At 39.4% G+C, this 14428-nt stretch carries 14 protein-coding genes and 1 pseudogene; 4 read left to right on the forward strand and 11 right to left on the reverse strand.

Annotation, left to right across the window (positions count from 1 at the left end):
• Positions 1 to 58 precede the first annotated feature (58 nt).
• From ACHZEU_RS04725 to ACHZEU_RS04760, 8 genes are all read right to left on the reverse strand, one after another.
• Positions 59 to 1834, reverse strand: coding sequence for a sodium:proton antiporter (locus tag ACHZEU_RS04725; RefSeq protein WP_202341844.1), 1776 nt, complete (start codon positions 1832 to 1834; stop codon positions 59 to 61).
• Between the two features lie 103 nt (positions 1835 to 1937).
• Positions 1938 to 2153, reverse strand: coding sequence for a hypothetical protein (locus ACHZEU_RS04730; protein ID WP_048390387.1), 216 nt, complete (start codon positions 2151 to 2153; stop codon positions 1938 to 1940).
• A gap of 109 nt (positions 2154 to 2262) precedes the next feature.
• Positions 2263 to 2484 carry a hypothetical protein gene (locus ACHZEU_RS04735; RefSeq protein ID WP_004229062.1) on the reverse strand — a complete coding sequence of 74 codons (222 nt, stop codon included), beginning with the start codon at positions 2482 to 2484 and terminating at the stop codon, positions 2263 to 2265.
• A gap of 9 nt (positions 2485 to 2493) precedes the next feature.
• Positions 2494 to 3564, reverse strand: coding sequence for a sigma-E factor regulatory protein RseB domain-containing protein (locus ACHZEU_RS04740; RefSeq protein ID WP_112118043.1), 1071 nt, complete (start codon positions 3562 to 3564; stop codon positions 2494 to 2496).
• Complete coding sequence (locus ACHZEU_RS04745) at positions 3564 to 5012, reverse strand: HAMP domain-containing sensor histidine kinase (RefSeq protein ID WP_281216619.1); 1449 nt, start codon at positions 5010 to 5012, stop codon at positions 3564 to 3566. The genes ACHZEU_RS04740 and ACHZEU_RS04745 overlap by 1 nt, the downstream gene beginning before the upstream one ends.
• Complete coding sequence (locus ACHZEU_RS04750) at positions 5009 to 5707, reverse strand: response regulator transcription factor (protein ID WP_054550906.1); 699 nt, start codon at positions 5705 to 5707, stop codon at positions 5009 to 5011. The genes ACHZEU_RS04745 and ACHZEU_RS04750 overlap by 4 nt, the downstream gene beginning before the upstream one ends.
• A 388-nt stretch (positions 5708 to 6095) precedes the next feature.
• Positions 6096 to 7112: an inorganic phosphate transporter gene (locus ACHZEU_RS04755; RefSeq protein ID WP_004229076.1), complete on the reverse strand. Its 1017-nt coding sequence runs from the start codon at positions 7110 to 7112 to the stop codon at positions 6096 to 6098.
• Positions 7113 to 7127: 15 nt separating this feature from the next.
• Positions 7128 to 7748 carry a DUF47 domain-containing protein gene (locus ACHZEU_RS04760; RefSeq protein ID WP_004229078.1) on the reverse strand — a complete coding sequence of 207 codons (621 nt, stop codon included), beginning with the start codon at positions 7746 to 7748 and terminating at the stop codon, positions 7128 to 7130.
• 390 nt (positions 7749 to 8138) lie between these two features.
• Between ACHZEU_RS04760 and ACHZEU_RS04765 the strand changes: the two are divergent.
• The 3 genes and pseudogenes from ACHZEU_RS04765 to ACHZEU_RS04775 all read left to right on the forward strand — a co-directional run bounded on the left by ACHZEU_RS04765 (position 8139) and on the right by ACHZEU_RS04775 (position 11407).
• Positions 8139 to 8902: pseudogene (locus ACHZEU_RS04765) on the forward strand (sulfite exporter TauE/SafE family protein).
• Between the two features lie 101 nt (positions 8903 to 9003).
• The gene (gene nhaC, locus ACHZEU_RS04770; RefSeq protein WP_404804094.1) at positions 9004 to 10380 is read left to right on the forward strand and encodes a Na+/H+ antiporter NhaC; all 1377 of its coding nucleotides are present in this window, start codon (positions 9004 to 9006) and stop codon (positions 10378 to 10380) included.
• A 262-nt stretch (positions 10381 to 10642) separates the two neighbouring features.
• Complete coding sequence (locus ACHZEU_RS04775) at positions 10643 to 11407, forward strand: trans-aconitate 2-methyltransferase (protein WP_066037450.1); 765 nt, start codon at positions 10643 to 10645, stop codon at positions 11405 to 11407.
• Between the two features lie 44 nt (positions 11408 to 11451).
• Here ACHZEU_RS04775 and ACHZEU_RS04780 read toward each other — a convergent pair whose 3' ends face one another.
• The 3 genes from ACHZEU_RS04780 to ACHZEU_RS04790 all read right to left on the reverse strand — a co-directional run bounded on the left by ACHZEU_RS04780 (position 11452) and on the right by ACHZEU_RS04790 (position 13479).
• Positions 11452 to 11772, reverse strand: a complete 321-nt coding sequence (locus ACHZEU_RS04780; RefSeq protein ID WP_004229297.1) for a YnfA family protein — start codon at positions 11770 to 11772, stop codon at positions 11452 to 11454.
• A gap of 41 nt (positions 11773 to 11813) precedes the next feature.
• Positions 11814 to 12548, reverse strand: coding sequence for a sulfite exporter TauE/SafE family protein (locus ACHZEU_RS04785; protein ID WP_259948839.1), 735 nt, complete (start codon positions 12546 to 12548; stop codon positions 11814 to 11816).
• A gap of 76 nt (positions 12549 to 12624) precedes the next feature.
• On the reverse strand, positions 12625 to 13479 hold the full coding sequence (locus ACHZEU_RS04790) for a LysR family transcriptional regulator (protein ID WP_115673975.1): 855 nt from the start codon (positions 13477 to 13479) through the stop codon (positions 12625 to 12627).
• 111 nt (positions 13480 to 13590) lie between these two features.
• On the opposite strand from ACHZEU_RS04790, the gene ACHZEU_RS04795 reads away from it, so the two are divergent.
• Positions 13591 to 14358 carry a sporulation protein gene (locus ACHZEU_RS04795; protein WP_319840212.1) on the forward strand — a complete coding sequence of 256 codons (768 nt, stop codon included), beginning with the start codon at positions 13591 to 13593 and terminating at the stop codon, positions 14356 to 14358.
• The last annotated feature ends 70 nt before the right edge of the window (positions 14359 to 14428 follow it).

Raw genomic sequence — 14428 nt, forward strand, 5'->3', positions numbered from 1 at the left:
TAGTCTCCTTTCTCTTGCATCAAAAAACCAGCCGCCCTGCACAAACAGGTGGCTGGTTTTAGCGAATTAAACTAATAATAGTATGTGGTTCATGTTTTATATCGTCATATTTATTGACCATATCCAACACGATAGCTCCATCCTGTGTTATAGCATACACCCAGACGGCATGAGGATTTTGTTCTACATAATCCTTCCATGTAAATACTTCTGTAATTTTCGTTTGACGAAGTTGTGCACCTTGCTCTATCAGTTCATTGAGCTGATGAATATCATGCTGTGCATCGACAAGAAGCTGTCCCCCGTACTTCCGTGAGTAATTTTTGGGGTCTGTAGAATGTAAAGCCGTTTGAAAAATATTGAGACGCCCTAATTCTGGAACAAAGTCTGCACAAACAAGGACATTATAGGCGTCCTGCTTTGTTGCTACAATTAATTGATCATATGGGGTTAAATCAACATAAAACTCAGTATGCTCGCTTAAAATATCACCTGTTTCCGTCTTAATACCATTTTGTCGAGCAGCAGATAAATCTTCCCATGCACGATCCATCATCAACACATCAATTCCGTTATTTTGCAGGGACGTTGCGAGCTGTGTTGTAAATGGAGAAGCGCCTACAATCACAATACCTTTCCCAGTGGAAGCTTGTAGATCTAATTTTTTCGCAAGCCAGCCAATGCTAAAGCCATGGGCAACCACTGTCGCAAAAACAAGTGCTAATGTGAGCGCTGTTAATAATTGTGCACTTTGAAAACCTACGTCTTGTAGTGCCGTTGTAAAGTAACCTGAAACGGTTAATGCTACAATCCCTCTCGGTGCAATCCACCCAATTAAGGCCCGTTCTTCCAATGTTAAGCCCGTATTAATGGTTGCAATCCAAATTGATAACGGTCGAACAATAAACATCATTGCTAGCACGAATAGTAGCATACGCCAATCAACGATTTGCCATAACGTATCGATGGTTAAAGACGACGTCAGCATAATAAAGACACTTGAAATTAAAATAACCGAAATATTTTCTTTAAAATGCAACAGCTCATGATGACTTGTTAAATGCATATTTGCCATCACAAGCCCCATCACTGTCACAGCCAATAAGCCCGTCTCATGCATGATGGCATCGCTTAGGGCAAAAACAAGTAAAATAGTAGCAAGTAACAGAGGTGATTTCAAAAACTCTGGAATCAAACCACGCTCCAAGCATTGCCCCATTACATAACCGACGACCCCTCCTAACAGGGCGGCTAAAAAGGCGGAAACAAAGAAAATGGTTAGAGATGTCCCACCTTCTAAATGATATATACCCAAAACGATCTGATACGCAAATAGCGCTAACAATGCGCCAAAAGGATCTACAACGATGCCTTCCCACTTTAAGATAGCTGCTGGTCGCTCCTTCAATTTTGCTTGTCTCAATAAAGGCAAAATAACGGTTGGACCTGTCACAATAAATAATCCACCAATGACAAAAGAGACTGGCCATGATAGCCCTGCAACAAAATGCGCGGCAGTAGAGCCTGCAATCCAAGCGATGGCTGCCCCTACTGTGGAAATACGCAATATGGACTTCTTAAAGCCACGTATTTCTCGAAAATCAAGGCTTAAACTTCCTTCAAATAATATAACGGCAACTGCCAGAGAAATAATGGTATGAAAAATAGGGCCAAATGTCTCTTTTGGAGACACTAACCCTGTAAACGGACCAATAATTAGCCCAGCGATACTCATAATGACAATGGCAGGCATGCGAAAACGCCATGCTAACCACTGTGAAAATAAACCGATAAAAATAATAAAAGGTAACTGAAATAGTAAATTGTCAAACATATGTACCACCTACAATATCCTAGGATGAATGTATATTCCCTCATTTTAGAAGGACTAAACCTGTTACCTTACATTATGTACGTATTGTGCCAAAATTATCACTTTACCTCATCATGACCATAAACGTAATCACATTATAAAGCGCTGGTGCAACCAAAGCGAAAGCTAAACATACCACTGCAGCCCATTTTGTGTTCTTAATACCACGATCATCGCCTGTCTTTAGATGATGAAAATAAGTTAATGTGAAATAAAAGCATAAAATCATAAACAAGGGGAAAATGAGTTGTTGAGCAAAGCCATGTAGAAATGTAGCCATTGAAGAAACCTCCTATTAATATCCTCTTTACATAAATATTGTAATATACCAACTCTATTTCTACCATAAAAAAAGCAGGATCCTCCACTCTGATCCTGCTCCAAATTATTTAGATGAATCTTTTTAACAATGATTCATATAGACCCACCATTAACAATCCAATTAATATTGGAATGAGGGATGTAAAACTGAAATAAAAGCCTACATCCTGATATTGTCCCGTAAAGTGAAATTGTAGCCAAGACACCTCATATGTTTCCCCTACCCCATATAAGAAAATAGTGGTAAATAAAAACAATGCTAGACATTTTAGTCCTTGCGCTTTTTTCATAGTATCACCTCATTGTACAACGGTCATTTGTTGCGCATAGCTTAAAAGATCCTCAACTGTTAATTCTGGATTTTGCCCAACCATACTATATTGGTAGCCGTTTTCTTGCCAAGCAAGGGAACGGAAATTTTCACCATCCATAACAGTGCCTTTTTGTCCTCGAATATCTATTTCTTTTTCATTTAAAATGGGACCAATATCTGCAACACTAGCATCTGCTTTAAAAATCGTGACGAAAAAGGCTAGCTCTCCATCTAAAACATAATCGAAAGAGTATTCTGGTCGTTCCTCTATCCCTTTAACCATGGATATGTTGTCTAACGTTAGACCATTTACTTCTGGTACTAATAAAAACTTTTCAAGCTGCTGCTTTACGTCGTCCAATGAAACGGATTCAGAAGTATCCTGTCCGCTAATTTCCTGAATCGTTACATCCTTTGGTAGATCTAGTGTAAATTGTTGAGCATCTATTTTTTCACCAAAATTAATCTTAGAATATTCAGTGAGCATATGAGTCCCTGCACTATCTGTCTTCATTTTTAATGTCAGCCAAGTCTTTTTATCAATCCAAGCTTCAATATCGCCGAATAACGATTCCGTATTCTTCGTTTTTGCGACGATTTTATAGGTATCTCTACCTACAACCTTCTCTTCTCCTGCTATCTTAATATCATGCGTATCTTTAACCATATTAAAAATAAGCTGTACCTGATCTTTAGGTGATTGCAAGCTGTCTAATTCAGGTTGTGAATAATCCATTGTGTAGGCTGTCTTTTCAGTGACATCATAGCTAATCACTTTAGCATCATTTTTGACTGTGATAACATGTTCACCATTATCGCCTGTCATTTCTATCCGTCTATTGCTATCCTTTACCCATTCCTTCACTTGAGCTTTACCACCTAGCTCTCCCATATCTAACGTATATTCGCCATAATAAGTGAGTGGCTCTTTCGATTCTTGAAGGGCTTGGTCGATAATTTCCTGAGGTGTATAAGTTGCCTCTGAATTACAGCCCACCAAGCTAAATGTCATAACAGCAATTAAGCCTGCTGCTCGGCAAGATCTTTTCCAATTCATCATTCATTTACTCCTTTATAAGGTGGTAGCCAGCAAATTACCGCTGTTCCAATGTTCTCTCTAGAAAGCAGTTCGACAGTACCCCCATGTTTTTCAATAATTTGTTTTGTAATATTTAAGCCTAGTCCTGTTCCTCGTTCACCAGCCTTTGATCTCGCATAATCTGCTTGATACATTGGCTCGAATAATTTTACAATGTCCTGTTGTGGTATGCCTCTTCCGTGATTTTGCACAATTATATACATGCCTTCTTGCTTGTTTAAAGCAGACTTCAAGAAATCAAAGCCCCATTCGGGATCATTTCCAGCATTGACTGCCGCTAAGCCTATTGTTGTCCCCTTTTCCCCATAACGCCAGGCGTTGCTCAATAAATTATCAATGACACGCTGAAGTTGTTTAGGATGCACAGCATAGAGTCCATCCACGGAACAGAAGACTTTTAATGTAAATCCTTCTTCCTCACATAACGGTTCATAGTCAGACAAGGCCATGTCAAAAAATTCTTCTCCATCCACAGCAATGAGCTCTAATGTATAGTTCGTTGATTGAAGTAAGGTAAACATCATTAAATCCTCTAACATATGCTTCATCCGATCTGCCTTCGTAACGATGACCTGCTGATATTCTGCCACCTGCTGTTCTGATAAGCCTTTATTTTGTAAAGATTCCGCATAGGCTTGGATGGCTGTAAGGGGTGTTTTCAAATCATGGGAAATACTTGCAATCATCATTTCTTTTTGCTGTTGTTCCGCTTTTAAGGAAGCCCGAGTCTTTTCAATTTCAACCTGCATCGCCTCAAATGTTTTGGCGAGTGCCCCAATCTCATCTTTTCTTACGCTTAGAGTTGATTTAACATGCTGACCTTTCGCAAAATTACGCATGTGCTGCATCAGTTCACCTAATGGCCGATTCAGTTTCCGATGAAGCAACAAGATGACAGTTAAATAAATGATAAGAAACAACAGGATCGTGCTTGCGATGACAAGCCATGAACGCTTTTCTACACCCTTTACCCAATCTGTTCGTATTAATTGAATTTCATAGATGCCAAGCAAATCACCTTTTAGATATACAGGCTCCTTGTATGTAAAGGCGTTGTATGCTTGCTGTAAATCATATAAACCATTTAACATACGCTCTTTCCCTACATAGCCCGTTAGCAAAGGGTTGGAGGAATATAAAACATAGCCAGATTTCGTATAGAGGGTAATCGCCAGCTTCTCATTGGTAAGTTCCTCTATCTCCTCAAAATCGGCATTTTTTTGATAAAGCACTGGATTGTCAACGACATCTTTTACCTGATTTAGCTCTGTCCACTTGTCAAAGTACTCCGCCACATTTTTATCTTGGTAATAAGCATTAATCCACACATAAAGGCTATAAGCTCCTACTATGGGTATGACCATTACAATAAAAAACATAATTAGTAACCACGCTTTTATTTTCATAATGGTTCACCAATAAAACGGTAGCCCTTACCCCACACAGTTTGAATGAAATTTGGGTTTTTCACAGAATCCTTGAGCTTTTCGCGCAGTGCCTTGATATGCACTGTGACAGTATGAGTGTCCTCTAACGTTGCTTGCTGCCAAATATGCTGATACAGTTCTTCTTTTGTAAAGGTTTGACTCGGATTTTTAGCTAGCAGCCTAACAAGGGCAAACTCCTTTTGAGTTAATGCAATTTCTTGCTGATAAACACATACTATTTGTCGTTGCCAATCTATTGTTAATCCATTCGCATAGGCAGTATGCTCTTCTATCACGTCTTGCTTGTGGTAGCGTCGCCAGCGTCTAAGATGAGAGGCAACTCGTGCCTTTAATTCTTCTAAGCTAAATGGTTTAGCGATATAATCGTCTGCCCCCTGCAAGCCCTCCACCTTATCCGCATCTTCCTTGCGGGCACTCATCATTAGGATTGGCACATCACTCTCCCAACGGATATTTTGACAAACCGTTAACCCATCCATTTCTGGCAGCATCCAATCCACTAGCACTAAATCGAAAGGTTGCGTTTGAAAATCTTCCAGTCCCTCAAGGCCCGTAGTAGCCCATGTCACACAATAGCCCTCCTGTTCTAGCGTATCCTTCACAATGCGCCCAATCGCTGTATCATCCTCAATCAGTAGTAATTTTTCCTTCATCATTTTCCTCCTGCATTCACCTTACTACGGAAAAAACGATTTTCTCCGAACTTTACACTTTCTTTATAATTACCTTAGAGCGTATCCGCACTTTATACAAGGGGAGGAGGCTACCGATTTCATCGACGCAGTTTTCTTCCTGCCCGGGCTATCCTTCACTTTTACCGGTCTATCCGGTACTTTGCCGGTTCTATCCACTACTTTAACCGGGCTATCCGCCAATTTTGCCGGTTCTATCCACTACTTTAACCGGGTTATCCGCCACTTTTGCCGTTCTATCCACTACTTTAACCGGCTTATCCGCCACTTTGCCGGTTCTATCCGCTACATCCTTCATTTTTATCCCATTAAAAAAGGAATGCACTGTGATTGTGCATTCCTTAGCGAACTAGAAAAATAAACTTAGAATATAGTAAATCAATGCTGCCATGACAGCAGAGATTGGCATCGTGATGACCCATGTTGTAACGATTTTACGTGCCATCCCCCATTTAACGCCTTTAACACGGTGTGCTGTTCCGACACCCATGATGGATGAAGAAATAACATGTGTTGTAGAAACTGGTAAATGGATTAATGTGGCACCAAAGATAATCGATGCAGAAGCTAAGTCTGCTGCTACCCCATTTACTGGGCGGATTTTCATGATTTTACCGCCAACCGTTTTGATAATTTTATAGCCTCCGACAGATGTACCAAGACCCATCGCAGTTGCTGCAGCAAAACGTACCCAGAAAGGAATATCATCTCCTTGGTGTAGGCCGCCGGCGATTAGCGCCAAGGTAATAATACCCATTGCCTTCTGCGCATCATTTGTCCCGTGTGTAAAGGATTGTAAGGCTGCTGTCCCAATTTGCATTGTACGGAAGCCTTTATTCGTTCGATATAAATTCATATCTTTGAAGATGACTTTTAATAATGTCATCATCAGGAAACCAGCTGCGAACGCTAGTAATGGTGAAAAAATAAGTGCTTGAAGAATTTTAATAAACCCAGCATAGTTCAAAATATCAAATCCTGCTGCGGCAATAGCTGCCCCTGCAACAGAACCTATTAATGTATGAGAAGAACTTGATGGAATCCCAAAATACCATGTTAATAAATTCCATGTAATGGCAGATAATAAGGCTGCTAAAATCACAACAGAACCTGTAATATCGCCATCATAGGCATTTAAAGAAAATGGGTCCACAATATCTTTTGTTAAGGCTTTGGCTACCCCAACGAATGTAATCGCTCCGACGAAGTTCATTACTGCTGCCATATAAACCGCAGTACGTGGCTTTAAGGCACGGGTCGATACAGAGGTAGCAATCGCATTGGCTGTATCATGGAAGCCGTTAATAAAGTCGAACACAAGTGCGAAAATAACGACTAATATGGTGATTAATAAGATCGTATCCATTTCGTACACTCCATCTTATGCATTACGCATAATTATTGTTTCAATTGTGTTTGCTACTGTTTGACAGCTGTCCGCAATGTCTTCAAATTGCTCATAAATATCCTTGAAAACAATCAAACGCATTGGGTCTTTTTCTTGGATGAATAATTGCTTCATCGAAGAACGGAAAATTTCATCACATTCACGTTCATTATCCTTAATTTGAATAGCATGTTTACGCATTTCCACAAGCTTTTTACTATTTAACAGTTCCATGGCTTGTACCATTTCGTCCGTGCTTTTCGCAATATATGTGAGGAATTGACGCATTGGCTCTGTTACTTCTGTTAGGTTGTACATATTGAAGTGCGCAATACAGCCTTCCATTCCATCAATCACATCATCTAATTTATTGGCTAATGCTAAAATATCTTCACGCTCAATTGGCGTCATAAAGGATTTATTCAGCATAACAATTAGCTCATGGATTAATTTATCGCCACTTGTTTCGTATTGCTTCATTGTATCTGCAATTTCTTTTAGCGCATCTATATCTTGAATACGGGCATTATGAGCATAATAGATACCCTCATTCACGTTTTTCGCGATTTTTAATAGTGACTGAAAAAATGGATCTTGCTTATTTGAGTTGAACATCCTGTTCCTCCTGTTGAAAAAATATTGTCAATTTCTGAACCATCATAACAAAACATTTACACAATTCTACAAAATTTTAAACACTAAGATGTTGATTTTACAAAACTGTAATATAAAATTTGCCACATTTATTTTTAATCTATTTCGCAAGTTGTAAACGTTGGAAATCAAATATTAAAACTCACTATTTTTTCTTTAAAAATGACCATTTTTTATTTTATTTTTATAAAAATACTTGAWWTAAACTTTTTTCTGCTTATTTGTTTGTCTTGTGAAATGTTAAGGAATTGTAAACGAAATTTACATGAAAATGCTGGAATTTCATTGTTATTTTTTGACTTCCGCAGTACGCTATGTTAAAACGCAATGAGGAAAGATGGGAGTATATTTATGGATATTGATTTACTTTCACTCACGATATTATTACTACTTGCTTTTATCGCATCTTTTTTAAATGCGATTGTTGGAGGTGGTGGGCTCATCTCCTTACCTGCATTAATGGCTGTTGGTTTACCTCCAAGTACAGCCATTGCCACAAATAAACTGGCCAATACCATTAGTAATGGTACAAGTATGCTAACTTTTTTACGTGCAGGTAAAGTTGATATCAAGAAAATCGGAAAATCCTCCCCTTTATCTTTGTAGGGTCTTTACTCGGTGCCTTTACTGTCCATCTTGTGTCCCCTGCTATTTTAAAACCACTTATGCTTGTTATGCTCGTCCTTGTAGCTGCTTATACAATGTTTAAAAAAGATTGGGGACAGCAATATCAAGAGCGTGTACTTAGTACAGCCAAACATTTAGCCTATATAGGTGCATTTGCGGCTATTGGCTTTTACGATGGCTTTTTTGGACCAGGTACGGGTTCATTTTTTATTTTTATTCTATTAATGATGGGCTATGATTTTCTCCAAGCTGCTGGTAATGCGAAAGCTTTTAATTTCACCTCAAATTTAGCGGCATTAATCATGTTTTTAGTTTTAGGAGAAGTTCATTTTCTCTATGGTTTTTCGATGKGCTTTGTCATGATCTTTGGGGCAATCCTTGGATCCAAATTTGCGCTGAAGCGTGGAACGAGCATGATGCGTGTCATCTTTATTGTCATGACATGTTTATTGATTTTGAAAAATGCCTTGGATTATTTCTTTCATTGAGACCGCCAATTTTCAGTCAATTGACAAAAAATATTAGCGTGCTATAATACTTTTGGGCTTCACCGCATTGAAGCGCAGAAGTATTTATTAGGAGGATTCACATGTTTCGAATAGAAGCAAAGAGTAACCCTCGATTTCTTGAGGCAAGCTTTATCACTATTTTAATTATCGCCATAATGGCTTATAGTATTGGCTATTTAAAGGCTACGCCGCATATCCCGATTTTTCTTGTGATTGCCATTTTACTGGCTTATGGATTACTGAAAAAAGTACCCTTTCGCGATCTTGAGGGTGGTATGATTGCTGGTGCTAGCGCTGGACTTGGCGCCGTTTTTATTTTCTTTTTTATTGGCATTTTAATTTCCAGCTGGATTATGGGTGGAACGATCCCAACCCTTATCTATTATGGCTTTTTAACTGTGTCGCCAAACTTTTTCTTTGCTATCGTGTTTTTAATTTGTAGTATCGTTGGTATTTCAATTGGAAGCTCTCTGACAACTGTCGCAACGGTTGGTGTAGCATTTATGGGCATTGCCGGAGCTATGGATATCTCGCTAACCATTACAGCTGGAGCGATTGTTTCTGGGGCCTTCTTTGGTGATAAAATGTCTCCATTATCCGATACAACCAATCTTGCTTCTGGTACAGTTGGTGTAGACCTTTTTGAGCATATTAAAAATATGGGCTGGACAACCATCCCTGCTTTTCTTATCTCCTTTGTGCTCTATGCTTTTATCTCCCCAACAGGAGCTGCTACATCCTTTGAGACAGTGGAGCAATTTAAAGGGGGTTTACTGTCTACAGGACTTATTCATTGGTATACATTATTGCCAATTGTTGTTCTCGTAATCATGACTTTTTACAAGGCACCTGCAGTCATTACATTGGCTGTTGTGTCCATTATTGGAGTAGGTCTTGGCTCTTTACTTGACCCAGTTCCCGCTTCAGATGTCTTCAAAATTCTGTTTGATGGCTATGTCTCTCAAACTGGTAATAAAGAGGTAGATGCCTTGCTCACTCGTGGTGGGATGAATAGTATGCTATTTACAATCGCGCTTGTCTTACTTGCTTTAACAATGGGTGGACTTTTATTCACACTAGGCATTATTCAAAGCATTTTAACGAAGGTCGAAAGCTTATTTAAAAGTGCTGGTTCTGTTATTACGGGTGCTGCCATCACGGGCATCGGTGTTAATACATTGATCGGTGAACAGTACTTATCCATTCTATTAACTGGGGAGGCCTTTAAGGCACAATTTGCAAAGGTTGGGCTTGCACCAAAAAACCTTTCACGCGTCATGGAGGATGCTGGTACGGTTGTCAACCCTCTTGTGCCTTGGAGTGTTTGTGGTATTTTTATCGCAAGTGTTCTCGGTATTTCCACACTGGATTACCTACCATTCACCTTCTTCTGTTTACTTGGACCAATTCTTACGATCTTGTTTGGCTGGAGTGGCAAAACATTAACAAAGCTTTAACCATAACAAAAGGTAGCTGAAAACAACATCAGCTACCTTTTTATTTTACTCAAAATTTTTGTGGAAACATCATTTTTTCCAATCTTGAGAAACACATTTCTTACATACCTTGACTATGTGNTCGGATAGGAAATTTGATAGCGTGTAAAGCTAGCTGTTGTAGAGAAAGCAATCATTCCAATTTGGAATCAAAATTCATGATTTTTCGCATTTCTGTTGGATGACCTCCTTTGCTATGCTCTACTAAAGGAGATGAAATAGGATGACAACAAAAACAAAATGGAATGCTCATTTATATGATGAAAAGCATGATTTCGTGTCAAAATTGGGTACAAGCTTAGTCAATCTACTAGCGCCGCAAAAAAATGAACATATTTTAGATGTGGGTTGTGGTACAGGAGATTTGGCTAATGACATATCAGCACTTGGAGCTTCTGTGCTCGGAGTAGATGCGTCGGCTACAATGATTTTAGCTGCTCAGCAAAAATATCCTGCCATTAACTTTCAAACGATGGAAGCTACAGCGATGCACTTTTCTCAGCAATTTGATGCCGTTTTCTCCAATGCCGCACTTCATTGGATGAAGGAACCTGATGTAGTTATCGAAAATGTCTATGGTGCACTGAAGAACGGTGGACGCTTTGTTGCTGAAATGGGTGGACAAGGCAATATTGCATCTATCATTTGGGCTCTGCAAAAAAGTATGGAATCTTTACAATTTCCCTATATCGACCACTATTTCCCTTGGTATTTTCCAAGCGTCGAGGAATATCAATCAAAATTAGAAAAGGCTGGCTTTCAGGTCGAGAATATCACACTCTATAAACGCCCTACACCACTTCAAGGGCAGGATGGGCTTCGCAACTGGTTGGTCATGTTTAGTGAAAATCTTCTACAGCACTTAAAGGCTGATGAGAAAGAGCAGGTTTATGCGACATGTGAGGAATTATTAAAGCCAACTTGTTTCCAACAGAATGAATGGGTCATTGATTATTATCGTCTGCGCTTTATTGCTCGTAAAAAATAGATTACAAAAGGTTACTATTCTGTTGTAGTAACCTTTTTTCAATGCTAAGAGCGAGGCAGCAATATTACAATGACGCCTATTAAGCATATCCCTGCGCCAATAAAGTCTAAATGATCGGGCTTTTTGCCATCAATGCCCCACCCCCATAAAATAGACAACACGATGAATACCCCACCATAGGCTGCATAAACTCTGCCAAAGGTAGGGAAGGACTGGAATGTTGCAACAACGCCGTACAGAGCAAGTGCAATACCGCCAATAATGCCCCAATAAAAAGGTTTACCCTCTCGTAACCAAAGCCAAATTAAATAGCCCCCACCTATTTCACCAATTCCCGCAAGAATAAATAATAATATAGCGATCATACTGTATCTCTCTTTCTCATTTTCACTCTATTATACATGTCTTACATACTCCAATATGTAATGGTGTCCGTTATTCCGATTAAAATTAATAGGATACCTGCTGTCATTTGAATAGCTCTTCCCATTTTCATACTTTTTCGTAGGATAATACGCTTGGCATCAAAGACATAGATCAACAGAAGCATGATGATGAGCGGTACAGCGGTCGCTACGCCAAAAATACTAGGTAGAAGCAACCCATAGGAAGTGCTCGCCACAAGGGGCATTAACCATACAAAAAATAGAACAAACATAGTGGGACAAAAGGCAATAGAAAAACTAGCGCCCATTAAGAACGAGCCAAATTTCCCCTCTTTTACTACAGGCGGCAGCAGCGATGTTAAACGTTGTAGAAAGGTTAATTTGAATAAACCGATTAGCACCAGCCCTGTTAGCAGCATCATCGGCCCAATAGCCTGACGAAAGATTGGAAAATAAACGGTCATCTTTGTTTCAAATGATTGTCCAAAAAGCCAAGCACAAAAGCCAAGCACACTAAAAACAACCACTTTCCCCACTATAAAAAACATAATTTCTTGCCAATTACTGCTCTTTTGAAGTGTTCGATTGCCGTAAAATGTAATGGCACTCATATTACCTGTTAACTGACATGGAGCAAAGGCGCCTATCAAGCCAAGAAGAATGGCCATCATCAGGGCAGAATGCTCATAGCCCTGTACAAATTGCGTAAGCGGTTCACTAATCAACTGACTAATGGTGGACAATATACTATACATCTAAACACCCTCTATCTATTATTTATACTAAAATAGTATAAAGGTACATTATGAATAAACAGTGCAGAAAACGGCTTTACCCATACACGCTATTACACGCTACTAAAAAATCATCATAATCAGCCGAGACATACTTTGTAAGCAAGTAAGTATCCGATACAATATGAGAAAATTCTTTTACTGAATAGCTATGTAAAAGATTTTGCTGACAATCTGGTTCAATTACACTCTTAGGCAGCAAGGCAATACCAAGACCATGCTTGACGAAATGCTTGATTACCTCTGTTTGATTAATATGCATTGTTTGATGGCTAGTAAATTGCTGTAGCACCTGTTGTACTTCCTGCCAATAGGGCGCATATTCATGTGTGAAAAGCGTTTCCTGCTGTAAAAGGGTGAAAGCATCATATTCCTTTTTAGCAATAGGAGCAATTAAATGCAATGGTTCTTGTGCAAGCATTACCGTGTGAAGCTCACGAGTTGAGGTTAATTTGGATAAGCCCATATCGATTACACCAGTAAATACCGCTTCCCCAATTTCATTGGATTTTAAAAGTTCTATCACTACCTGAGTAGAGGGCTTTCGATGCTGGAATGCTGTAATAATAGCTGGTAATGTTGAATTCGCTATTTGCGGAGCAACGCCAATCGTAAGCTTAGCGGTGTAGCCTTTTACGAAGGAATCCATTTGTTGTAGCCCTTCATCTAAAGCGGACAGGATTTTTTGTGCCTGCAGACGAAAATAAGCACCCTGCTGATTTAACGTCACCTGTTTGCTCTGTCGATTAAATAATGGGGTTTGCAATGTCCTTTCTAAATGCTGGATATGCTTCGTTACAGTCGATTGTGTAATAAATCGTTTTTCAGCTGTTTCTCGAAAGTTTTCAGTTTGTGCTGCCACTATAAATGTGCGTAGCCACTCTGTCTCCATCGCCATCCCTCTTTCGTTTTCAACTAGTATAACGAAAAATTTGTAAGTCTTGAAACCTTTTTTCAACATAAGCGTATGTATAGCTAACGATGTCAGTAGGAGGAATGAAAGATGTCTTTTTTTCATAAAGCATTAGCAAGTATTGGTATAGGTTCAGCGACAGTGGATACAAGATTGGAGAAGGATACTTATCGTGCTGGAGAGGTCATGCAGGGTGAAATCATTGTGCGTGGCGGTCAAGTTGAGCAACAGGTCGACACGATTTACCTATCCGTCAATACGACCTATATCCGTGAGTCGAATGATCACAAACATACAGAGGTTGCCGCACTGCAGAAGGTCAAAGTAACAGAGCCTTTCACACTGGGCGCCGGCGAGGAAAAAATCTTCCCTATTTCATTAACATTGCCATTTGAAACACCGATTAGTGCAGGTAAAACACAGGTATGGATTCAAACGGGTCTTGATATTAAAAATGCGGTCGATCCGAGTGATAAGGATTATATTCGTGTCGAGCCAACAGCACTAGCAGGTCATATATTAGATGCAATTCGTGGATTAGGTTTCCGTTTACGTGAAGCTGAATGTGAACAAGCTCCTTCACGCTTCCGCGGCTACTATCCATTTGTCCAGGAATTTGAATTTGTACCCACTGGACAATATAGAGGCCATTTAGATGAGCTTGAATTAGTTTTCCTTTCTCAATCCAACCATTCTGCAGAGATTTTCATGCAAATTGATCGCAAAGTAAAAGGCATTGGTAGCTTTTTTGCTGAAGCATTAGATATGGATGAAAGCTATGTTCGCACAACGATTACGATGCATGACCTACCGACACTACAAGCAAAGCTTCAGCAAATCATTTCAAAACATGCCTAATGAACTAAAAAGTAGTTGAAGCCTAACTTCAGCTACTTTTTTTATGATCAAATAGGAGGGCGAAAAGGAT

The sequence above is a fragment of the Lysinibacillus sp. S1 genome (genome assembly GCF_044986265.1).
Lineage (GTDB): Bacteria > Bacillota > Bacilli > Bacillales_A > Planococcaceae > Lysinibacillus > Lysinibacillus capsici.